General features: G+C 68.7%; 20 protein-coding genes. 7 read left to right on the top strand and 13 right to left on the bottom strand.

What is annotated here, in order from left to right; genetic code table 11:
* Positions 1-27: 27 nt before the first annotated feature.
* From qcrA to ABWO84_RS08695, 5 genes are all read left to right on the top strand, one after another.
* Positions 28-1101 (top strand): cytochrome bc1 complex Rieske iron-sulfur subunit, encoded by a 1074-nt coding sequence (gene qcrA / locus ABWO84_RS08715; protein WP_353114129.1) that lies wholly within the window; start codon positions 28-30, stop codon positions 1099-1101.
* Positions 1098-2909, top strand: coding sequence for a cytochrome bc1 complex cytochrome b subunit (qcrB, locus tag ABWO84_RS08710; protein ID WP_353114128.1), 1812 nt, complete (start codon positions 1098-1100; stop codon positions 2907-2909). Before qcrA ends, qcrB begins: the two co-directional genes overlap by 4 nt.
* Positions 2910-2998: 89 nt before the next feature.
* On the top strand, positions 2999-3496 hold the full coding sequence (locus ABWO84_RS08705; protein WP_353114127.1) for a GNAT family N-acetyltransferase: 498 nt from the start codon (positions 2999-3001) through the stop codon (positions 3494-3496).
* A 177-nt stretch (positions 3497-3673) separates the two neighbouring features.
* A complete protein-coding gene (gene thrS, locus ABWO84_RS08700; RefSeq protein ID WP_353114126.1) occupies positions 3674-4897 on the top strand; it encodes a threonine--tRNA ligase in 1224 nt (407 codons plus the stop codon).
* A 9-nt stretch (positions 4898-4906) separates the two neighbouring features.
* Complete coding sequence (locus ABWO84_RS08695) at positions 4907-5323, top strand: rhodanese-like domain-containing protein (RefSeq protein ID WP_353114125.1); 417 nt, start codon at positions 4907-4909, stop codon at positions 5321-5323.
* 60 nt (positions 5324-5383) lie between these two features.
* Here ABWO84_RS08695 and ABWO84_RS08690 read toward each other — a convergent pair whose 3' ends face one another.
* The 5 genes from ABWO84_RS08690 to ABWO84_RS08670 all read right to left on the bottom strand — a co-directional run bounded on the left by ABWO84_RS08690 (position 5384) and on the right by ABWO84_RS08670 (position 10421).
* Positions 5384-5818, bottom strand: coding sequence for a cytochrome c oxidase subunit 4 (locus ABWO84_RS08690; protein ID WP_353114124.1), 435 nt, complete (start codon positions 5816-5818; stop codon positions 5384-5386).
* Positions 5819-5821: 3 nt separating this feature from the next.
* Positions 5822-7561 carry an aa3-type cytochrome oxidase subunit I gene (ctaD, locus tag ABWO84_RS08685; RefSeq protein ID WP_353114123.1) on the bottom strand — a complete coding sequence of 580 codons (1740 nt, stop codon included), beginning with the start codon at positions 7559-7561 and terminating at the stop codon, positions 5822-5824.
* 3 nt (positions 7562-7564) lie between these two features.
* On the bottom strand, positions 7565-8467 hold the full coding sequence (gene ctaC, locus ABWO84_RS08680) for an aa3-type cytochrome oxidase subunit II (RefSeq protein ID WP_353114122.1): 903 nt from the start codon (positions 8465-8467) through the stop codon (positions 7565-7567).
* A 90-nt stretch (positions 8468-8557) separates the two neighbouring features.
* Complete coding sequence (erpA, locus tag ABWO84_RS08675; protein WP_353114121.1) at positions 8558-8920, bottom strand: iron-sulfur cluster insertion protein ErpA; 363 nt, start codon at positions 8918-8920, stop codon at positions 8558-8560.
* Between the two features lie 88 nt (positions 8921-9008).
* A complete protein-coding gene (locus ABWO84_RS08670) occupies positions 9009-10421 on the bottom strand; it encodes a dipeptidase (protein WP_353114120.1) in 1413 nt (470 codons plus the stop codon).
* Positions 10422-10469: 48 nt separating this feature from the next.
* On the opposite strand from ABWO84_RS08670, the gene ABWO84_RS08665 reads away from it, so the two are divergent.
* Positions 10470-11033 (top strand): DUF3043 domain-containing protein, encoded by a 564-nt coding sequence (locus ABWO84_RS08665; RefSeq protein WP_353114119.1) that lies wholly within the window; start codon positions 10470-10472, stop codon positions 11031-11033.
* A 39-nt stretch (positions 11034-11072) separates the two neighbouring features.
* Here the strand turns inward: ABWO84_RS08665 and ABWO84_RS08660 are convergent, their stop codons facing one another.
* From ABWO84_RS08660 to dnaE, 5 genes are all read right to left on the bottom strand, one after another.
* Positions 11073-12104: a quinone-dependent dihydroorotate dehydrogenase gene (locus ABWO84_RS08660; protein WP_353114118.1), complete on the bottom strand. Its 1032-nt coding sequence runs from the start codon at positions 12102-12104 to the stop codon at positions 11073-11075.
* Positions 12105-12114: 10 nt separating this feature from the next.
* A complete protein-coding gene (gene nrdR, locus ABWO84_RS08655; RefSeq protein WP_353114117.1) occupies positions 12115-12585 on the bottom strand; it encodes a transcriptional regulator NrdR in 471 nt (156 codons plus the stop codon).
* Between the two features lie 24 nt (positions 12586-12609).
* Positions 12610-13920, bottom strand: coding sequence for a histidinol dehydrogenase (gene hisD, locus ABWO84_RS08650; RefSeq protein ID WP_353114116.1), 1311 nt, complete (start codon positions 13918-13920; stop codon positions 12610-12612).
* Positions 13921-13926: 6 nt separating this feature from the next.
* The gene (locus ABWO84_RS08645; protein WP_353114115.1) at positions 13927-15042 is read right to left on the bottom strand and encodes a hypothetical protein; all 1116 of its coding nucleotides are present in this window, start codon (positions 15040-15042) and stop codon (positions 13927-13929) included.
* A 90-nt stretch (positions 15043-15132) separates the two neighbouring features.
* Positions 15133-18648 (bottom strand): DNA polymerase III subunit alpha, encoded by a 3516-nt coding sequence (gene dnaE, locus ABWO84_RS08640; protein ID WP_353114114.1) that lies wholly within the window; start codon positions 18646-18648, stop codon positions 15133-15135.
* 58 nt (positions 18649-18706) lie between these two features.
* On the opposite strand from dnaE, the gene ABWO84_RS08635 reads away from it, so the two are divergent.
* Positions 18707-19189 carry an NUDIX hydrolase gene (locus tag ABWO84_RS08635; protein WP_353114113.1) on the top strand — a complete coding sequence of 161 codons (483 nt, stop codon included), beginning with the start codon at positions 18707-18709 and terminating at the stop codon, positions 19187-19189.
* A 6-nt stretch (positions 19190-19195) separates the two neighbouring features.
* Here ABWO84_RS08635 and ABWO84_RS08630 read toward each other — a convergent pair whose 3' ends face one another.
* From ABWO84_RS08630 to lspA, 3 genes are read right to left on the bottom strand one after another with little or no spacing between them, the layout of a single operon-like run.
* Complete coding sequence (locus ABWO84_RS08630) at positions 19196-19768, bottom strand: GNAT family N-acetyltransferase (RefSeq protein WP_353114112.1); 573 nt, start codon at positions 19766-19768, stop codon at positions 19196-19198.
* A gap of 30 nt (positions 19769-19798) precedes the next feature.
* Complete coding sequence (locus ABWO84_RS08625; RefSeq protein ID WP_353114111.1) at positions 19799-20719, bottom strand: RluA family pseudouridine synthase; 921 nt, start codon at positions 20717-20719, stop codon at positions 19799-19801.
* Positions 20720-20721: 2 nt separating this feature from the next.
* On the bottom strand, positions 20722-21237 hold the full coding sequence (gene lspA / locus ABWO84_RS08620) for a signal peptidase II (protein WP_502915406.1): 516 nt from the start codon (positions 21235-21237) through the stop codon (positions 20722-20724).
* Positions 21238-21251 lie beyond the last annotated feature (14 nt).

Below are 21251 nucleotides of genomic sequence, written 5' to 3'. Positions count from 1 at the left end.
ATCGAAGAGGAACGTACGAGGAGCACCATGGCACACGACGACTCGCAGGCTCTTGACAGGGCCTATCAGCCCGCCCCCGGGCTGAGCGTCGCGGTCAGCGATCCCGCGCAGAACCCCGGTCTGCCGCCGCATCGCGAGCGGATGACCGACAAGGATCCGAAGGCCGAGAAGACCGCCGCACGGACGGTCTACACCCTCTTCTACCTGTCGCTCGCCGGCAGCGCCTGGGCGGTCGCCGCCTACATGCTGTTCCCGATCGAGAGCGGCGCGCTGATCGACATCAGGAACAACAACCTGTTCATCGGCCTCGGCATCGCCCTCGCGCTCCTGGCCATCGGCATCGGCGCCATCCACTGGTCCAAGACGCTGATGAGCGACAAGGAGCACATCGAGGACCGCCACCCCACGCGGGGCCGCGACTCGACCCGCGAGGCCGCCGTCCAGGCGTTCGCCGACGCGAACGAGGAGTCCGGTTTCGGGCGTCGCACGATGATCCGCAACTCGCTGATCGCCGCGGTCGTCGCCTCGATCGTCCCGGGAGTCACGCTGTTCCGCGGCCTCGCGCCGCACGCGTCGGCCGAGAACCCGATCGCCGCAGACCCGGTCGCCCTCATGAGCCACACCATGTGGAAGGAAGGCACCCGCCTGGTCCGTGACCCGGACGGCACACCGATCCGCGCCGCGGACGTCGTGCTCGGCTCGGCCGTGCACGTCATCCCCGAGGGGCTCAAGGAGCTCGGCCACGCCGGCGGACTCCTCGAGGAGAAGGCCAAGGCCATCGTGCTCCTCCTCCGTCTGCGTCCCGAGCAGCTCAAGGAGCAGGAGGACCGCAAGACCTGGTCGTACAACGGCATCGTCGCGTACTCCAAGGTCTGCACCCACGTCGGCTGCCCGGTCGCCCTGTACGAGCAGCAGACGCACCATCTGCTCTGCCCCTGCCACCAGTCGCAGTTCGACGTCACCGAGCACGCCAAGGTCATCTTCGGCCCGGCCGCGCGCCCGCTGCCGCAGCTGCCCATCGCCGTCGACGATGAGGGCTACCTCATCGCGCAGAGCGACTTCAAAGAGCCCGTCGGCCCGAGCTTCTGGGAGCGTCATTGAGCACCGCAACTCTTAAAGAGGACACCAAGCAGAAGCCCCTCGGCGGGCGCTTCATCGGCGCGACCGCGAACTACATCGACGAGCGCACGAGCCTGTCGGGCTTCGTCAAGGAGCTCGGCCGGAAGATCTTCCCCGATCACTGGTCGTTCATGCTCGGCGAGATCGCGCTGTGGAGCTTCGTCGTCGTGTTCCTCTCGGGCACGTTCCTGACGTTCTTCTTCCAGGCATCGATGGAGCCGACGCACTACGACGGCGCCTATCCGATGATGCGCGGCGTGGAGATGTCCGCGGCGCTGAAGTCCACGCTCGAGATCTCCTTCGATCTCCGCGGTGGGCTCCTGGTGCGCCAGATCCACCACTGGGCCGCCCTGGTCTTCGTGGCGGGCATCGGCGTGCACATGCTCCGCGTGTTCTTCACGGGCGCGTTCCGCAAGCCCCGCGAGCTGAACTGGGTGATCGGCTTCGTGCTGTTCGTCCTGGCGATGGCGGAGGGCTTCACCGGCTACTCGCTCCCCGACGACCTGCTCTCGGGCAACGGCCTCCGCATCATCGACGGCATGGTCAAGGGCATCCCGCTCGTCGGCACCTGGATCTCGTTCCTCCTCTTCGGCGGCGAGTTCCCGGGCTCCGACATCGTCGGCCGGCTCTACACGCTCCACATCCTGCTGCTGCCGCTGCTGGTGATCGCCTTCGTGGTGCTGCACCTCATGCTGATGGTCATCAACAAGCACACCCAGTTCGCCGGGCCCGCCCGCACGAACAACAACGTGGTGGGCTATCCGATGATGCCGGTCTACATGTCGAAGATGGGCGGCTTCCTGTTCATCGTCTTCGGCACCATCGTGCTGATCGCGTCGCTCTTCCAGATCAACCCGATCTGGAACTACGGCCCGTACGACCCCTCCCCCGTCTCGGCGGGTACGCAGCCCGACTGGTACATCGGCTTCGCTGACGGCGCCCTGCGCCTCGCCCCGTCGAACCTGGACGTGGTGTTCCTCGACCGCACCTGGTCGTTCGGCATCCTGATCCCTGTCGCCGTCCTGGGCCTGTTCATCGTGACCGTCGCGATCTACCCCTTCATCGAGGCGTGGATCACCGGCGACAAGCGCGAGCACCACATCGCCCAGCGTCCTCGCAACGCGGCCACCCGCACCGCGATCGGCGTCGCCGGCATGATCTTCTACGCCGTGCTCTGGGCGGCGGCCTCGTCCGACCTCATCGCGACGCACTTCATGCTCACCATGGAGGGTGTGATCCACACGCTCCAGGCACTCCTGTTCGTCGGTCCGGTGCTCGGGTACTTCATCACCAAGCGCATCTGCATCGCGCTCCAGAAGAAGGACCGCGAGATCGTCCTGCACGGCTACGAGTCGGGTCGTATCGTCCGCCTCCCCGGCGGCGAGTTCATCGAGGTCCACCAGCCGATGGACGTCTACGACCGATGGAAGCTCATCGACTACGACACCTATGAGCCGCTGGTCGTGCGTCCGAACGCAAAGGGCCGCATCGCCTGGCACCAGAACCTCCGCTCGGCGTTCTCGCGCTGGTTCTTCGAGGACCGCCTGCAGCCCCTCACTCAGGCCGACATCGAGGCGGCGGATGCCCATCAGCATCACACGCTGACGGAGATGGCCGAGACCGAGGCCGCGGAGATCGCCGGTGCGCACGAGCGCGCAGGCGTCGCCGAGGATCAGATCGTCCCCGAGGCGGATGCCCCGATCGGTGAGACTCCGAACACGCCCAGCTCTGTCATCGCCACCGATCCGGTCAAGAAGCCGCGGAAGAAGAAGACCGACGACGGCGAGTGATCCGCCGTCCTCTTCCCGAAGGCCCCGTCCGCACGGACGGGGCCTTCGGCGTTTCCGTCGGCCGAGGCCGCGTGGCTAGGCTGATCCCCATGCCCTTCGTCATCCGCCCCGCCGTCCGCGCCGACTTCGACGCCGCCGAGGAGGTCGAACGAGAGGCGGACCGCCTCTTCGCGGAGAGGTTCGAGGCATCGGACTGGCCTCCCCCGGAAGCCGCCGCGGAACGCGCGGCGCAGCCGGGGTTCCTGCTCGTCGGCGAGGAAGACGGCGTCGTCGTCGGCTTCGCGCACGTGCTCGAGATCGCGGGCATCGCGCACTTGGAGCAGGTGGCCGTGCTCCCCCGCTGTGCACGCCGCGGCTACGGACGCATGCTGGTCGAGGCCGCGAAGGCCGCGGCCTCCGCACACGGCCACGGCGAGCTGACCCTCCGCACGTATGCCGACGTGCCCTGGAACGCCCCCTTCTACGCCACGTGCGGCTTCGCCGTTTCGGAGCCCGTCACGCCGTTCCTGAAGAGCCTGGTCGACGTCGAGGAGTCCCTCGGTCTGATGCGTCACGGTGCGCGCGTGCAGATGACCGCTCTCCTCTGAGCGCTTCCACTGTCGAGAGCTGCTATCGTCAGGGCATGCGCATGCTTCAGGTGACGACGACGCCGGATCTCCTCCGGCGCTGCCTGTAGCGGACCACGCACACATCAGAGCCCGGGGAACACCCGGGCTCTCGTCGTCTTCGGTGTCTCCTCGGCTCCCCACGAAGGAGAAGAGACCATGGAGAACGAAGACCACCGCTCGCTGGGCCGACGCCTGCGCCTGTTCGACACCGTCCCGGTGATCGGCGCCGGACTGCCGATCTGGCTGCCCGATGGCGCGGTCATCCGCGGAGAGCTCGAGCGGCTGGCGTCGGAGATCGCCGAGCGCACCGGCTGCGTGCGGATCCACACCCCCGTCCTCGCGAAGCGCGCGCTCTTCGAACAGAGCGGGCACTGGGACAAGTTCGCGGAGGACATGTTCCCGGCGATGACGGTCGGCGAGGATGAACTGGTGCTGCGACCCGCGAACTGCCCGAGCCACGTGCAGGTGTACGCGGCGGACGCTCGCAGCTGGCGAGATCTTCCGCTGCGACTCGTCGAATCGGCGTCGATGTTCCGCAGCGAGCTCTCCGGGGTACTCGGAGGCCTCAGCCGCGTGCGTCAGATCAGCCTCGACGACGCACACGTCTTCTGCACCGAGGAGCAGGTCGTCGCGGAGGTGGTGCAGGCCCTCGATGCGATCCTCGAGGCCTATCGCGTGCTCGGCATCCCGGTCGATCACTTCCGGCTCTCCGGGCGCGGCGAGAGCAGCGCAGGCTCCGAGGAGGACTGGGACGCCTCAGAGGACGACCTCCGCGCCGCTCTCGACCGCCTCGGCCTCCCCTATGAGCACGTCCTCGGCGAGGGGGCCTTCTACGGACCGAAGATCGATGTCCAGGTGCGCGACGCCGCCGGGCGGGAGGAGACCCTGTCGACCGTCCAGGTGGATCGTGTGCTGCCCGAACGGTTCCGACTCGCCTACGTGGGCGCCGACGGCCGGCGGCACCGGCCCGTGATGATCCACCGCGGTCTCCTCAGCTCGATGGAGCGTCTCGTCGCGCTGCTCATCGAGCAGTACCAGGGCCGGTTCCCGACCTGGCTCGCCCCCGTGCAGGTCGGGCTCGTCCCCGTCGACCCGCGACACCACGCCGAAGCGGTCGGACTGCTTCGCGTCCGGCTCGAGAGCGCAGGCGTCCGTGTACGCGTGCTGGACCGCGGCAGCCTGGCATCCCGCATCAGCCGGTCGCATGCGCTGCCGGCTGCGCACACCGCGGTGATCGGGGCGAGAGAAGCCGCGGCGGGGACGGTCGCGCTCGGCGACCGCGAGATCCCCGTGGAGGACTTCGTCTCGAGGGTGCAGGGGGAGATCGTCGGACGTCTCCCCCGCGTCATGGGCTCCGGCGACGAGACCGGCTCGGCGTAGGCTGACCCCATGGACCGCGCCGACTACTTCGCTGCCAAGCTGACCTTCGAGACGGACCCCAGCGATGCCTATGCGGCGCAGAGGTCCGGAGAGGGCCTTGTGATCGTCGACGTGCGCTCGGACGAGGCCTGGGCGCAGGGTCGGGTCACCGGAGCGGTGCACATGCACTACAGCGAGATCGCGGAGCGCGCGCCGCGGGAGATTCCCGTCGGCTCTCGCGTCGTGGTCTACTGCTGGAGTCCCGGGTGCAACGCGGGGGCGAAGGGCGCGCTCGAGTTCGCACGGCTCGGCTACGAGGTGCGCGAGATGATCGGCGGGTTCGAGTACTGGGTACGCGAGGGCTACCCGATCGAGGATGCGGACGGCGTGCACCGCCGTCCCATCGATCCCCTCACCGGAGTGCCACGGGTGCGTACGCGCCCCTGACGGCCACATACGCAGAGGCGCCCCCGGACGGATCCGGGGGCGCCTCTCTCTGTGTGCGTGTCAGCGGGCGAAGTTGCCGCGGTAGTACTCGTACACCCAGCCGACGATCGCGACGACGAAGATCGCGAGGCCGATCGGGAGCAGGAAGTGCCCGACGGCGAGCCCGATGAGGAAGATCGACGCGGAACCGGCCAGCACGATCGGCCACCACGACCACGGGCTGAACTCGCCCAGCTCGGGGTCACCGTCATCGATGTCCGCGGTCAGGATGTCCTCGGGAAGCTCACCACGCTGGGCGCGGTAGGTCTTGTGCAGGTAGAGCGCGATCATCGCGCCCATCGCCGCGACGAAGAGCAGCGCGACGGTGCCCACCCACTCCACACGCATGACCAGGGTACGGTCCGGGTGCTCGAGGATGTTCCAGACCGTGTAGACCACGGCCATCAGCGCGAAGAAGACGGTGATGATCCACCAGAGGATGACGTTGGAGCGCATGGCTTACTTCGCCTCTCCTTCTGCGACGGCGGTCGGCGCGGCGACCGGGTGCTCAGCGGCCTCCGGATGGTTCAGGTCGAACGCGGGACGCTCACTGCGGATCCGCGGGATCGACGTGAAGTTGTGACGCGGCGGCGGGCAGCTGGTCGCCCACTCGAGCGACGCGCCGTAGCCCCACGGGTCGTTGACCGTGACCTTCGGTGCCTTGCGCGACGTGATCCACACGTTCAGGAAGAACGGCAGCATCGAGGCGCCGAGGATGATCGCACCGATCGTGGAGACCTGGTTCTGCCACTCCCAGTTGTCGTAGGCCGAGTAGTCGGCGTAACGACGCGGCATGCCGTCGACGCCCAGCCAGTGCTGCACGAGGAACGTCATGTGGAAACCGATGAACAGCATCCAGAAGTGGATGTAGCCGAGCCGCTCGTTGAGCATGCGTCCGGTCCACTTCGGCCACCAGAAGTAGAAGCCGGCGAACATCGCGAACACCACGGTGCCGAAGACGACGTAGTGGAAGTGCGCGACGACGAAGTACGAGTCACTGAGCTGGAAGTCCAGCGGCGGTGATGCCAGGATCACACCGGTCAGTCCGCCGAAGACGAAGGAGACGAGGAAGCCGAGGGAGAACACCATGGGCGTCTCGAAGGTCAGCGACCCTCGCCACATCGTTCCGATCCAGTTGAAGATCTTCACACCCGTCGGCACCGCGATGAGCATCGTCATCAGGGCGAAGAACGGCAGCAGCACGCCACCCGTGACGTACATGTGGTGCGCCCAGACCGCGACCGAGAGGGCGGCGATCGAGATCGTCGCGTACACGAGGGTCTTGTATCCGAAGATCGGCTTGCGGCTGAAGACCGGGAAGATCTCGGAGACGATGCCGAAGAACGGCAGCGCGATGATGTACACCTCGGGGTGGCCGAAGAACCAGAACAGGTGCTGCCACAGGAGCACGCCGCCGTTGGCGGGGTCGTAGACGTGCGAGCCGAGCACGCGGTCGGCCGCGGCCGCGAACATGGCGGCGGCCAGCACCGGGAACGCCATCAGGATCAGCAGGCTGGTGATGAGGGTGTTCCACGAGAAGATCGGCATGCGCCACATGGTCATGCCCGGTGCGCGCATCGTGATGATCGTCGTGATGAAGTTCACCGCACCGAGGATCGTTCCGAAACCGGAGAGGCCCAGACCCAGCATCCAGAGGTTTCCCCCGGCGCCCGGAGAGAACGACGCGTTGGCGAGCGGCTGATAGGCGAACCAGCCGAACGACGCGGCACCCTGCGGGGTGAGGAAGCCGGCGACGGCGATCGTCGACCCGAAGAGGAACAGCCAGAAGGCGAAGGCGTTCAGACGCGGGAAGGCGACGTCCGGCGCGCCGATCTGCAGCGGCAGGATCGCGTTCGCGAAGCCCGCGAACAACGGGGTCGCGAACATCAGCAGCATGATCGTGCCGTGCATCGTGAACAGCTGGTTGTACTGCTCCTTCGTCGGGATGATCTGCATGCCCGGCGCGAACAGCTCGGCACGGATGATGAGGGCCATCACGCCGCCGAGGAGGAAGAAGAGCACCGAGGCGATCAGGTACATGTAGCCGATCGTCTTGTGGTCGGTGGAGGTGATCCACTTGACGACGATATTGCCCTTCTGCTCCACGCGGGTGGAGGTGAGGAGGGCCGCCTGACGCGGCGGGATCGTGGTGGGGCGGGCGCCGTGCGTCTCGGTCTGAGGTTCAGCGGTCGTCGTCATGACTTACTCCCCTTTCTTCTCGGAGCTCGAGCTCGGGCCGGTGCCCGGGAAGTTGCCCAGACGGTCGTAGGCGTCGGTGATGTCGCCGGTGTTCCCCTTCTCGCGGAGCGAGGCGAGGTAGGTCTCGTAGTCGGCCTGCGACACGACCTTCACGTTGAAGAGCATCATCGAGTGGTACTCGCCGCAGAGCTCGGCGCACTTGCCGTCGTAGTCTCCGATGCGCGTCGGGATGAACGACCAGCTGTTGTCCTTCCCGATGTACATGTCCTTCTTGTAGAGGAAGTCGATGATCCAGAAGGAGTGCGCGACATCACGCGACTGCAGGTCGATCGTGACCTTCTTGTCGACCGGGAGCACCAGCGTCGGCAGCTTGGTGCGGTCGATGTCGCCGTTCGCGTCGGGGTTGGCCTGGACGCCCATGCTCCAGACGGCGTCGGAGTTGTCCTCCTGCGTGCCGTCGTACTGGAAGTCCCACGCCCACTGCTTGGCGATCGCGGTGACCTCGACGTCGGGCTTGTCCCACGGACGCTCGATCTCCGCCTGGTCGCGCGCGGTGAAGAAGAACATGCCGAGGATGAAGATCAGCGGGATCACCGTGTAGAGGATCTCGATGGGCATGTTGTAGCGCAGCTGCACCGGCAGGCCGGTCTGGCCCTTGCGACGGCGATACATGACCGCCGCCCAGCCCATCAGGGCCCAGGTGATCACACCGACGGCCAGCAGCACGACCCACGAAGTGACCCAGAGGCCCGAGACGCGCTCGGTCTGGTTCGTGGCGGCGGGACCGCCCTCGACGAAGCCCGGGAGGAAGCCATGGAGCTCGGTTTGCGAGCAGCCAGCCAAGGCCACGGCTACCGCGACTCCCAGAGGGAGTGCGGCCCAACGAAGGCGGCGTTTCGAAGGCACGATGCACCTTTCAGATCGCGGACAGGGGCAACCTCAAGTCTAGGGCAACCTCACACCCGATTCATGCCAACCACGCAGGTTGGCCGCCGCTCAGTGGAAGCTGTCGCCGCAGGCGCACGACCCCGAGGCGTTCGGGTTGTCGATCGTGAAGCCCTGCTCCGAGATGGTGTCCTTGAAGTCGATCGAGGCGCCGTCGAGATAGGGCACGCTCATGTTGTCGACGATGACCTCGACGCCGTCGAAGTCCACCGTCTCGTCGCCGTCCAGGTACCGCTCGTCGAAGTAGAGCTGGTAGATCAGGCCGGAGCATCCGCCGGGCTGCACGGCGACGCGGAGGCGCAGATCGTCGCGGCCCTCCTGCTCGAGCAGGCTCTTCACCTTCAGCGCGGCGGCGTCGGTCAGGGCGACGCCGTGGGCGCGGGTGCCGGTCTCGGTGATGGTGGTGTCGCTCATGTCGCTCCTCGAACTCTGTGGCCGACCGCGTGACGCGCAGTCCGCTGCTGGCACGATTCTACCGCCGCCCGCTGGACGGCGGCCCGGATCACGCGGTGGTCTTCGCGTTCATCCTCGCGAGCAGGAGCGCCTCGGTGCGCACGGCGTTACGGAACGTCTCGAGGTGCAGCGACTCGTTCGGGCTGTGCGCCCGCGAGTGCGGATCCTCCACACCGGTCACCAGGATCTGCGCGCCGGGGAACTCCCGCACCAGGTCGGCGATGAAGGGAATGGAGCCTCCGACGCCGAGGTCCACCGGAGAGGCGCCGTAACCGTCGGCCATCGCCTCCCTGGTCAGCCCGACCGCCCAGCCGGCGGTGTCGACGAGGAATCCGTCGCCGAGGTCGACGTCGGAGAAGGTCAGCTCCGCGCCGAAGGGTGCCCGCGCACGCAGGTGGGCCTCGAGCGCGTCGTACGCCTCCTGGGCGCGCTGCCCCGGCGCCACACGGGCGCTGATGACCACGCTCACCTCGGGCAGGAGCGTGTTCGAGGCGGCCGCGACGCTCGTCGCGTCGATCCCGGTGATCGTGACGGAGGGCTTGTTCCAGATACGGCTCAGGATGCTGTCCCGCCCGACCGGGCTCGTGCCGGGGAGCAGCCCGGCTTCATCGCGCAGCGTCTCCTCGAAGTACTCCGGCGTCTCCGCGTCCCGCACCGCGAGCCCCTCGACGGCGACCGCTCCATCGGCGTCCCACAGCGTGGCGAGAAGGGTGACCGCGGCCATCATCGCGTCGGGCACCGCTCCCCCGAACATCCCGGAGTGGGAGGCGTGGTCGAGTGTGCGCACCTTCAGGGTGAAGCGGGCGTTCCCGCGCAGGGAGACGGTCAGGCCGGGCGTGACCTGGTCCCAGTTGCCGGAGTCGGCGACGACGATGGCGTCGGCGCGGAGGGCGTCGGCGTTGTCGGAGAGGAAGCGGGCGAAGGAGCGCGACCCGTACTCCTCCTCCCCCTCGATGAACATCGCGATGCCGAGGTCGAGGTCGTCCCCGAGGGTCTCGGCGACGGCGCGGATGGCCGCGATGTGCGACATGATGCCGGCCTTGTCGTCGGCGGCGCCGCGGCCGTACAGGCGTCCGTCGCGCACCGTCGGCTCGAAGGGCGGCGTCTCCCACAGGGCCTCGTCGCCCTGGGGCTGCACGTCATGGTGCGCGTACAGCAGGATGGTGGGCTTCCCTCCCCGGGCGGCACGGGTGGCGAGCACGGCGGGCTGTCCGAGCTCCTCGGAGTCGTCGATCGCCGCACGCAGCACCCTCACGTCGTCGAAGACGCCGGTGCCGCGGGCGAGGTCCGCCACAGCCTCGGCGCTCCGCTCCAGGTGGGACTGCTCGAACGCCGGCCAGGCGACGCCCGGGATCCGCACGAGGGAGCCGAGATCGGAGAGCGCCGAGGGGATGCCGTCGGATACCGCCTCGAGCAGCTGCGCGTCGAGTGCGGAACGATCGGGAGTGCCAGGAGAGGTCATGCGAGTAATCTTAAGGAAAGAACCCCCGAACTCGATCCGAGGACTGCTGTGCCCACTCCCACGCCTTCGACCAACGACGACGCTCCCGAGACGCCTGCCGTCGGCAAGGGACGCCGTACTCCGACGCGCGCCGAGCAGGAGGCCGCACGACGCCGCCCGCTCGTCGCGGACACCAAGGAGGCGCGCGCGGCGGCGAAGGCCGATCTGCAGGCGCGACGCGAACGCGCGCGGATCGGGATGGAGCGCGGCGACGACAAGTACCTCCCCGCCCGCGACAAGGGACCGCAGCGGCGATGGGTGCGCGACTACGTCGACGCCGGCTGGCACATCAGCGAATGGGTCATGCTCATGATGATCCTGGTGATCGTCGCCGCCCTGGTGCCGATCCCGACGCTGCAGTTCGGCTCGATGGTCGCCCTGTGGATCTTCATGCTCATCGCCATCCTCGACATGGTGCTGCTCGGCTGGCGCGTCAAGCGCAAGGCGGCGGCGAAGTTCGGCGCCGAGCGACGCGAGCGCGGTCTCGGCTGGTACGCCGCGATGCGCGCGCTGCAGATGCGCTTCATGCGGCTCCCCAAGCCCCAGGTCAAGCGCGGCGAGTACCCCGCCTGATCGGGGAGGGCTCCGCGCGGTCGGCCGGTCCTGCCGGGATCAGGCCTGGAGCCGGTCGCGCAACCCGCGGTTGATCTGTCGCGCCCACAGCGGACCGCGGTAGAGGAAGGCCGTGTAGCCCTGCACGAGGGTCGCTCCGGCGTCGAGACGCTTCTGCACGTCTTCGGCGGTCTCCACTCCCCCGACGGCGATCACGCAGAAGTCTGCCGGCACCACGGACCTCACGAGCCCGAGCACGTCGAGGGAGCGCTGCTTCAAGGGCGCCCCCGAGAGCCCGCCCGCGCCGGCCGCCTCGACGATCGCCGGGTCGGTCCGAAGCCCCTCGCGAGAGATCGTCGTGTTGTGCGCGATGATGCCCGCCAGGCCCTCGTCGACGGCGAGCCGTGCGATCGCGGTGATCTCCTCGTCGGGGAGGTCCGGGGCGATCTTCACCAGCAGCGGCGTGGTGCCCGCGGCCCCCTTCACCGCCCGCAGCAGCGGCGCGAGGGTCTCCACCGCCTGCAGTCCGCGGAGTCCCGGGGTGTTCGGCGAGGAGACGTTCACGGCGAGGTAGTCGGCGAGCGGGGCGAGCTCGGTCGCCGAGGCGACGTAGTCGGCGACGGCGTCCTCGACCTCGACGACCCGGCTCTTGCCGATGTTCACGCCGATCACGGTCTCCGGCCTCCGGCGGCGCAGCCGCCTCAGCCGCGCCGCTGCTGCGGAGGCCCCCGCGTTGTTGAAGCCCATGCGGTTCACCACGGCGCGATCGGCGACCAGGCGGAAGAGCCGCGGCTTGGGGTTGCCCTCCTGCGGGATCGCGGTGACCGTGCCGATCTCGACGTGCCCGAATCCCAGCGCGGCGAGACCGCGCACGCCGACCGCGTTCTTGTCGAAACCCGCCGCGACTCCGAACGGCGAGGGGAACGAGAGCCCGAGCGCCTGCACCCGCTGGGCGGGATCCGGAGCGGTCAGCCCGCGGGCGGCCCAGGAGAAGGGCGGCAGGCCGGCCCCGCGGATGACGAGCATCGCCGCGTGGTGCGCGAACTCCGGATCGAGACGCGACAGGACGAGGCGGAAGAGGAGGGGATACATCCCTGCCAGGTTATCGTTCGGAGGCGTTCGCCCGCGCGCGGTCGTCGCGCAGCTCCCCGATCGCCGACTCGAAGTCCTCGAGCGAGTCGAAGGCGCGGTACACGCTCGCGAACCGCAGATAGGCCACCTCGTCGAGTTCGCGCAGCGGACCGAGGATGGCCAGGCCGATCTCGTTCGTGTCGAGCTGCGAGACGCCCGTCTGCCGCACCGCCTCTTCAACACGCTGTGCGAGGATCGCGAGGTCCGCCTCCGTGACCGGACGCCCCTGGCACGCCTTCCGCACCCCGGACATGACCTTGTCGCGGCTGAACGGCTCCATCACACCCGACCGCTTGATCACCGTCAGGCTGGCGGTCTCGGTCGTGGTGAAGCGCCCTCCGCACTCCGGGCACTGACGTCTGCGGCGGATCGAGAGACCGTCGTCACTCGTGCGCGAATCGATGACGCGGGAGTCCGGATGCCGGCAGAAGGGGCAGTGCATGATGTCCCAGCGTACCCGCCCGCGTCAGCCCGCCTCGACGAAGCGAGCCTCGACCGCCTCTCCGTGAGCCGGCAGCACCTCCGCCTCGGCCAGGGCGACGACGCCTTCGCGGGCTGCGGAGAGCGCCGCGTGGTCGTAGGTGATCACCTGCTGTGGGCGCAGGAACGTGTAGGCGCCCAGGCCCGACGCGTACCGGGCCTGACCGCCGGTCGGCAGCACATGGTTGCTTCCGGCCATGTAGTCGCCGAGGCTCACCGGCGTCTGATCACCGACGAAGACCGCGCCGGCGCTGGTGAACGCGGCGGAGGCCTGCTCCGCATCCGCGAGGTGCAGTTCGAGGTGCTCCGGAGCGTAGGCGTTGCTGAACGCCACGGCCATCGCCCTGTCGTCGACGAGCACGATCGCCGACTGCGGACCGTCCAGCGCTGCCCGCACCCGCTCGCTGTGCCTGGTGCGACCGGCGAGGCCCGCCACCTCGGCGGCGACCCGCTCGGCGAGGTCGACGGAGTCGGTGACGAGCACAGCGGACGCCTGCTCATCGTGCTCGGCCTGGCTGATGAGATCCGCGGCGATGAGCGCCGGCTGCGCGTCGCCGTCGGCCACGATGAGGATCTCGGTCGCGCCGGCCTCCGAGTCGGTGCCGACGACGCCCGCCACCGCGCGCTTCGCCGCGGCCACGTAGTTGTTCCCAGGACCGGACACGACGTCCACCGGGTCCAGCCCCAGCCCGGCGACGCCGTGCGCGAACGCGCCGATCGCCCCGGCGCCGCCGATCGCGTAGACCTCGTCGACGCCCAGCAGCGCGGCGGCCGCGAGGATCGTGGGGTGGATGCGGCCGTCGTGGTCGGCCTGCGGGGGCGAGGCGAGCGCGATGCTGGTGACCCCGGCGACCTGTGCCGGGACCACGTTCATCACGACGCTCGACGCGAGGGGAGCCTTCCCTCCGGGGATGTAGACGCCGACGCGACCGACCGGCTGCCAGCGCTGCACGATCCGCGCCCCGGGTCCGATCTCCGTCGTCTGCGGTGCGGGGACCTGGGCCGCGGAGGCCTTGCGCACGCGCCCGATGGCCGCTTCGAGCGCCGCGCGGACCGTCGGGTCGACCGTCGCGGCGGCCTCGGCGAGATGTGCGGCGGGCACCCGGACGTCGTGACCTGTCACCCGGTCGAAGCGCTCCGCCTGCTCGCGCAGCGCCTCCTCCCCGCGGGAGCGGACGTCGTCCACGATCCGCGCCGCGGTGTCGAGCGCCTCGGCACGGGCCTGCACCGCGCGGGGCACGACGGCGAGCATGTCGGCGGGCGAGAGCTCCCGCCCTCGGAGGTCGATGGTGCGCACTGGGATTCAGCCCTTCGTGATGTCGGAGATGTCGTGCAGGTAGCCGATGCGTCCGTCGTCATGTCGCACGACGTAGGCGCCGCCGCGGTCCTCGATCACGAGCGCCCATGCCTCGGGGCCGATGCGGAAGAGCTCCGCCCCCCGCTCGTCGTGGACGATCCGGATGGTCGGGGCGAGGATCCAGAACGGCTGCACGGCGGGTCCGGGTTCAGGCTCGGGACGCGCCTCGTGGGTGGTGCCGTCGTCGTCCTCGATGATCAGCGTGAGGAGCTCGTCGGGGAAGCCGTCGCCGTGCGGCGCAGGCTCCGGTGACGACCCCGGCTCCTCGTCCGCCCACGGGGTCGGATCGGGTTCGGGGACCGGCTCTGGCTCAGGGACCGGGTCGAACCCGGGCCCGGCGAACGGTTCGGGTTCGGGGAGCGACCCGTCCGTCACCGGCTCCGATGAGGCGACGACGTCGGAGACCGCCTCGGGAGAGACGTCGATGATGCTGTCTGCGGTGAGGAAGGGCGCCGGACCCTCCCCCTCCTCCGGCTCAGCGCTCGTGAGGGGCGTCTCCTCGGCGGCCGTGCGCCGGAACGACGGGGCGCCGTGGAGGATCGGCCGCACGGGGTTCGCGTTGCGGTGCGCGAGCGTCTCGAGCCGGCCGTGGAAGTCCTCCCGCAATCCCGGGATGAACGGGGCGGCGACGGTCAGTGCGACGAGGGCGAGGAACAGCACGCTCTCCGCGAGCGTCACCCAGCCGAGTGCGCTTCCCGGAGCGAGGAGGAGCAGCTGCACCTGCTGCCAGAGCCACGAGATCCACAGCACCGCCGCCACCGAGAACGCGACGGAGGCGAACTGGTCCACCCCCAGCGACCCGACGCGACGGATGCCGTCGGGCGAGAACCGCCGCAGCACGATGAGGAACACCGCGATGGTCGGGACTCCGACCGGCAGCAGCCACTGGATGCCGGACTCCCATACGGATCCGCCGCCGCCTGCGTCGAAGAACGACACGACGAACGCGACCAGCCAGACGGCCACGATCAGCAGCTCACGCAGGGTCATTCCCAGCACTCCGGGCTCGGGGGCGACCTGGTCCTCGTACAGGACGCCGTCATCGTCGGGCGATGAGCTCATCGTTCTTCCCTTCGTCGGTGGACGGCTGACATGCGAGTCCCGATCCTACCCGTGCACGCCGGGCGGGCTCCGCACGTGTCGCGCAGATGCTCAGCCCAGGCAGGAGGGGCCGAGCAGCGACTTCAGATCTCCGAAGAGATCAGCCGAGACGGTCACGGGCATCGGTACCTCGAACACCTTGGCCGAGCCCCCGCGATGCACGCGCAGCACGACCTCGGTGTCCCCCGAATGCCGCCGGAGCACCTCGGCCAGCTCGGTCATCACGCGTTCGGTCGCCCGCTGCTCCGCGACGAGCAGGGACAGCGGCCCGGCGGCGTCGAAGGACCCCACATCCGGAGCGAAGGCCGACTGCGCGTGCAGGTTGAGCCCGTCATCGCGGCGGGAGACGCGTCCCCGCACGGCGAGGATCGCATCCTGCTGCAGGACGTGCTGGAACTCCGTGTAGGTCTTGCCCATGAACATGACGGTGACCTCGCCGTTGAAGTCCTCGATCGTGATCATGCCGTACGGGTTTCCGCTGGCCTTCGCCACGCGGTGCTGGACGCTCGTGACCAGCCCGGCCACCGTGACCTGGTCGCCGTCCTGCAGGCTCTCGGAGTTGTTCAGGTCGTGGATCGAGATCGACGCGTGCTTGGCGAGCGGCACCTCCAGGCCCGCCAGCGGATGGTCGGAGACGTACAGGCCCAGCATCTCGCGCTCGAACGCGAGCTTGTCCTTCTTCGTCCACTCCGGCCGCTCCGGCACCTGCGGCGGCTGCACCTCGTCGGCCTCGTAGAGGCTGTCGAAGTCGAAGCCGATCGCGCCGGTCGCCTCGTTCCTCTTCACCCCGACCGCGGCCTCCACCGCGTCCTCATGGATCTCCATGAGCGAGCGGCGGGTGTCTCCCAGCGAGTCGAAGGCGCCGGCCTTGATCAGGGACTCGACCGTGCGCTTGTTCGCGACGTGCAGCGGCACCTTGCCGAGGAAGTCGTGGAACGAGGAGAACCCGTCCTTCTGACGCGCTTCGACGATGCCGTCGACCACGTTCGTGCCCACGTTGCGCACGGCGCCGAGCCCGAAGCGGATGTCGTCCCCGACGGCGGCGAAGAAGTTGATGGATGCGCCGACGTCCGGCGGCAGCACTTTGATGCCCATACGGCGGCACTCGTTGAGGTAGAGCGCCATCTTGTCCTTCGAGTCGCCGACGCTGGTCAGCAGCGCGGCCATGTACTCGGCGGGATAGTGCGCCTTCAGATAGGCCGTCCAATAGGAGATCACGCCGTATGCCGCGGAGTGGGCTTTGTTGAAGGCGTAGTCGGAGAACGGCAGCAGGATCTCCCAGAGCGCCTGTACGGCCGCATCCGAGTACCCGTTGGCGTGCATGCCCGCCTGGAAGCCCTCGTACTGCTTGTCCAGCTCGGACTTCTTCTTCTTTCCCATCGCACGGCGCAGGATGTCGGCCTGGCCGAGCGAGAACCCCGCCACCCGCTGGGCGATCGCCATCACCTGCTCCTGGTAGATGATCAGACCGTACGACTCCTCGAGGATGTCGGCGAGCGACTCCGCGAACTCCGGGTGGATGGGGGTGATCGGCTGCAGCCCGTTCTTGCGCAGCGCGTAGTTCGTGTGCGAGTTCGCTCCCATCGGCCCCGGCCGGTACAGCGCGATGAGGGCCGAGATGTCACCGAAGTTGTCGGGCTTCATCAGGCGCATCAGCGACCGCATCGGCCCGCCGTCGAGCTGGAACACACCGAGCGAGTCGCCGCGGGCGAGCAGGTCGTAGGAGTCCTGGTCGTCGAGGGCGAGGTCCTCGAGCACGAGATCCTCGTCGCGGTTCATCTTGATGTTCGCCAGGGCGTCGGAGATGATCGTGAGGTTGCGCAGCCCCAGGAAGTCCATCTTGATCAGGCCGAGCGACTCGCACGACGGGTAGTCGAACTGCGTGACGATCTGACCGTCCTGCTCGCGCTTCATGATCGGGATGATGTCGATCAGCGGGTGCGAGGACATGATGACGCCGGCGGCGTGCACACCCCACTGACGCTTCAGGTTCTCCAGGCCGAGTGCGGTGTCGAACACCGTCTTCGCCTCGGAGTCGGTCTCGATGACCGCACGGAACTCGCTCGCCTCCTTGTACCGGGGATGGTTCTTGTCGAACATCCCGTCCAGCGGCATGTCCTTGCCCATCACGGCCGGAGGCATCGCCTTGGTGAGCTTCTCCCCCATGCTGAAGGGAAAGCCGAGCACGCGACCCGCGTCCTTCAGCGCCTGCTTCGCCTTGATGGTGCCGTAGGTGACGATCTGGGCCACCCGCTCGTCGCCGTACTTCTCGGTGACGTACTGGATCACCTCGCCGCGGCGGCGGTCGTCGAAGTCGACGTCGAAGTCGGGCATGGAGACGCGATCGGGGTTGAGGAAGCGCTCGAAGATGAGACCGTGTTCGAGCGGGTCCAGATCGGTGATCCTCATCGCGTACGCGGCCATCGATCCGGCGCCCGAGCCACGGCCGGGGCCGACCCGCACGCCGTTGTCCTTCGCCCAGTTGATGAAGTCGGCGACGACGAGGAAGTAGCCGGGGAAGCCCATCGAGGAGATGACCTCGACCTCGTAGTCCGCCTGCTTGCGCACCGCGTCGGGGATCCCGCCGGGGTACCGGTAGTGCAGGCCGTTCTCGACCTCCTTGATGAACCAGCTCTCCTCGGTCTCGCCCTGCGGCACCGGGAAGCGCGGCATGTAGTTCGCCGAGGTGTTGAACTCGACGTCGCAGCGCTCGGCGATCAACAGGGTGTTGTCGCACGCTTCCCGGTGGTCTCGGAAGAGCTGCCGCATCTCGGCCGCCGACTTGACGTAGTAGCCGTCGCCGTCGAATTTGAACCTGTTGGGGTCGTCGAGCGTCGAACCGGACTGCACGCACAGCAGAGCCGCGTGGCTCTTCGCATCGTGCTGGTGCGTGTAGTGCAGGTCGTTCGTGCCGACCAGCGGGATGCCGAGATCCTTGGCGATCCGCAGCAGGTCGTCCATGATGCGACGCTCGATCGAGAGGCCGTGGTCCATGATCTCGGCGAAGTAGTTCTCCTTGCCGAAGATGTCCTGGAACTCCGCGGCCGCCGCCCGCGCCGCGTCGTACTGGCCGAGGCGGAGACGGGTCTGGATCTCGCCGGAGGGGCAGCCGGTCGTCGCGATGAGGCCCTTGGAGTAGTTCTGCAGCAGCTCCCGGTCCATACGGGGCTTGAAGTAGTAGCCCTCCATGCTGGAGCGCGACGAGAGCCGGAAGAGGTTGTGCATGCCCTCCGTCGTCTCGCTGAGCAGCGTCATGTGCGTGTAGGCGCCGGATCCGGAGACGTCGTCGCTCTGCTGCTCCGGCGACCCCCAGCGCACTCGGGTCTTGTCGCTGCGGTGCGTGCCCGGCGTGACGTACGCTTCGATGCCGATGATCGGCTTGATGCCGGCATCCTTCGCCGTCTTGTAGAACTCGAACGCCGCGAAGGTGTTCCCGTGGTCGGTCACCGCGACCGCCGGCATGCCCTGTTTCACGGCCTCCTGCACCAGCGGCCCCACCCGCGCCGCGCCGTCGAGCATGGAGTACTCGCTGTGCACGTGCAGGTGGACGAAGGAGTCGGAGGCCATGCTTCGAGCCTACCCGCGGCCTCGGACGCGGCGGACTGGCTCCGGATACGCTGGGGCGATGGCGACCCCTGATTTCGTGCTCGCGCTGCGCGAGCGCATCGGACACGACCCGCTGCCCCTCGTCGGCGTCACCGCCGTGGTCTTCCGCGACGAGAAGGTGCTGCTGGGGAAGCGCGCGGACAACGGCGCCTGGCAGGCCGTCGCCGGTATCCTCGAGCCCGGTGAGGAGCCCGCGGACGCCGCTGCGCGGGAGTGCCTCGAGGAGGCGGGCGTCGTCGTCTCCGTCGATCGCGTCGCGCTCGTGCACCGTCTGCCGCGCGTGGTCTACGGCAACGGGGATCAGGTCGACTACCTCGACATCGTCTTCCGGTGCACCTGGATCTCCGGCGAGCCGCATCCCGCGGACGGCGAGCTCACCGAGGTCGGCTTCTACGACCTCGGTGCGATGGGCGAGGTCGACCGGGAGCACGTCCGGAAGATCGCGCTCGCGCTCGCCGAGGACGACCCGGCGCACTTCCGCGGCGGACGTCCGAACGCCTGATCTGACTCAGCGCAGGTCGAGGCGCATGAGCACGCGCGGGAATCCGTCCAGCACCGATCGCGTCTCGGCGGCCATCACGAAGCCGGCGCGCTCGAACATCCCGCGCGTGCCGACGTACATCATCGTCTGGTTCACCTTCGCGCCGGCGTTGTCCACGGGATACCCCTCGACCACCGGCGCTCCTCGCTCACGCGCGTAGGAGACCGCACCGTCGAGCAGGGCGTGCATCAGCCCCTGCGTGCGATGCCCCGGACGAACCCGGAAGCACCACAGGGACCACACGTCGAGGTCGTCGACGTGCGGGATCAGCCGGTTGCGGGCGAAGCTCGTGTCGCGCCGGGGGTGCAGTGCCGCCCAGCCGACCGGTTCCCCGTCGAGGTAGGCGATCACGCCGAGAGGCGGATCCTCATGACACAGCTCACGCACCCGCTCGGCCCGCTCCTCGCCGCGGAGGGCGCCGTTCTCCTTGCTCCCGATCCGGTAGCTGAGGCAGAAGCAGACGTTCGATCCGGGGTTCCTCGGCCCGACGAGCGTTGCGACGTCGTCGAACTCGGTGGCGGGGCGTACGTCGATGTCCATACCGGGAGTCTGGCACCGGCCGCCGACGTTTCACTCCCCGCGCAGCACCTCGAGCGCGTGCCGGAAGTCCTCGGGGTACGGGGACTCGAACTCGACCCACTCGCCCGTCGCGGGATGCGTGAGGCCGAGTCGGTGCGCGTGCAGCCACTGTCGCGTCAGCCCGAGCCGCGCGGACATCGTCGGATCCGCGCCGTACAGGGGATCACCCACGCACGGATGGCGATGAGCGGCCATGTGCACCCGGATCTGGTGCGTCCTGCCGGTCTCGAGGTGGACCTCGAGCAGAGACGCCCCGGGGAACGCCTCGAGCGTCTCGTAGTGGGTGATGCTGGGCTTGCCGTCGGGGACGACGGCGAACTTCCACTGGTGGTGGGGATGTCGGCCGATGGGCGCATCGATCGTCCCGGCGAGCGGATCCGGGTGCCCCTGGACCACCGCGTGATAGACCTTCTCGACCGTGCGCTCCTTGAACGCCCGCTTCAGCGCGGTGTACGCGGACTCCGTCTTGGCGACCACCATGAGCCCGCTGGTGCCGACGTCGAGCCGGTGCACGACGCCCTGTCGTTCGGGGGCCCCGCTGGTCGCGATCCGGAACCCCGCGGCCGCGAGGGCTCCGACGACGGTCGGCCCCTCCCACCCCAGTGAGGGGTGCGCGGCAACGCCCGTGGGCTTGTCCACCACCACGATGTCGTCATCGTCGTGCACGATCCCGAGCTCGGGCACCGCGATCGGAACGATCTGCGGCTCCTGCTTCGGCCGCCAGCTCACGTCGAGCCAGCCGCCGGCGCGCAGCCGGTCGGACTTGCCGAGCACGGCGCCGTCGAGCATCACGCCGCCGGCCTCCGCGACCTCGGCCGCGAAGGTCCGTGAGAAGCCCAGCATCTTCGCCAGCGCGGCGTCGACGCGTGCGCCGTCGAGTCCGTCGGGCACCGGGAGCGTGCGGGACTGCACTCTCAGGCCTCCGCGGTGCGCGGCGCCTCGGCCGCATCCGACGCCGGCTGATCCTCGCCGGACGGCGTCGGGGCGTCGGCGGAGTCCTCGCCGTCCTTCTCCCTGCTGCCGTCGAAGCGGAGCCCGAACACGATCAGCAGGGCGACCGAGATCATGCCGGTCACGATGAACACATCGGCGACGTTGAAGATCGCCGGCATCATCCACGGCATCGAGATCATGTCGACCACGTGGCCGACGCCGAACCCCGGGTCGCGGAAGAGCCGGTCGCCCAGATTCCCGAGCACGCCGCCGAGGAGGCAGCCGAGGACCACGGCCCAGAGACGGGAGCGCAGGCCGAAGGCCTTCCACACGATCACACCGGCCACGAGGGCGAGCGCGATCGTGAAGATCCAGGTGAACTGCGACCCGATCGAGAACGCGGCGCCCGGATTGCGGACATAGAGCAGCTGGAAGAACCGTCCCATCACGGGGACCGGCTCTCCGTACGGCAGGTGCTGGATCGTGAGGTACTTCACGAACTGATCGGCGG

Source organism: Microbacterium sp. (assembly GCF_040394595.1).
Classification (GTDB): domain Bacteria; phylum Actinomycetota; class Actinomycetes; order Actinomycetales; family Microbacteriaceae; genus Microbacterium.
Note: the sequence above shows the minus strand (reverse complement) of the source record. Positions and strands in the feature narration are given on the sequence as shown.

Excerpts from the sequence above, each read along its gene's own strand:
- ABWO84_RS08630 (WP_353114112.1), bottom strand. The coding sequence starts at position 19,768 with ATGGACATCGACGTACGCCCCGCCACCGAGTTCGACGACGTCGCAACG.
- thrS (WP_353114126.1), top strand. The coding sequence starts at position 3,674 with ATGGAGAACGAAGACCACCGCTCGCTGGGCCGACGCCTGCGCCTGTTC.
- ABWO84_RS08645 (WP_353114115.1), bottom strand. The coding sequence starts at position 15,042 with ATGAGCTCATCGCCCGACGATGACGGCGTCCTGTACGAGGACCAGGTC.
- qcrA (WP_353114129.1), top strand. The coding sequence starts at position 28 with ATGGCACACGACGACTCGCAGGCTCTTGACAGGGCCTATCAGCCCGCC.
- ABWO84_RS08635 (WP_353114113.1), top strand. The coding sequence starts at position 18,707 with ATGGCGACCCCTGATTTCGTGCTCGCGCTGCGCGAGCGCATCGGACAC.
- dnaE (WP_353114114.1), bottom strand. The coding sequence starts at position 18,648 with ATGGCCTCCGACTCCTTCGTCCACCTGCACGTGCACAGCGAGTACTCC.
- ABWO84_RS08690 (WP_353114124.1), bottom strand. The coding sequence starts at position 5,818 with ATGCGCTCCAACGTCATCCTCTGGTGGATCATCACCGTCTTCTTCGCG.
- ABWO84_RS08660 (WP_353114118.1), bottom strand. The coding sequence starts at position 12,104 with ATGTATCCCCTCCTCTTCCGCCTCGTCCTGTCGCGTCTCGATCCGGAG.
- ctaD (WP_353114123.1), bottom strand. The coding sequence starts at position 7,561 with ATGACGACGACCGCTGAACCTCAGACCGAGACGCACGGCGCCCGCCCC.
- ABWO84_RS08695 (WP_353114125.1), top strand. The coding sequence starts at position 4,907 with ATGGACCGCGCCGACTACTTCGCTGCCAAGCTGACCTTCGAGACGGAC.
- nrdR (WP_353114117.1), bottom strand. The coding sequence starts at position 12,585 with ATGCACTGCCCCTTCTGCCGGCATCCGGACTCCCGCGTCATCGATTCG.
- ABWO84_RS08670 (WP_353114120.1), bottom strand. The coding sequence starts at position 10,421 with ATGACCTCTCCTGGCACTCCCGATCGTTCCGCACTCGACGCGCAGCTG.
- erpA (WP_353114121.1), bottom strand. The coding sequence starts at position 8,920 with ATGAGCGACACCACCATCACCGAGACCGGCACCCGCGCCCACGGCGTC.
- ABWO84_RS08705 (WP_353114127.1), top strand. The coding sequence starts at position 2,999 with ATGCCCTTCGTCATCCGCCCCGCCGTCCGCGCCGACTTCGACGCCGCC.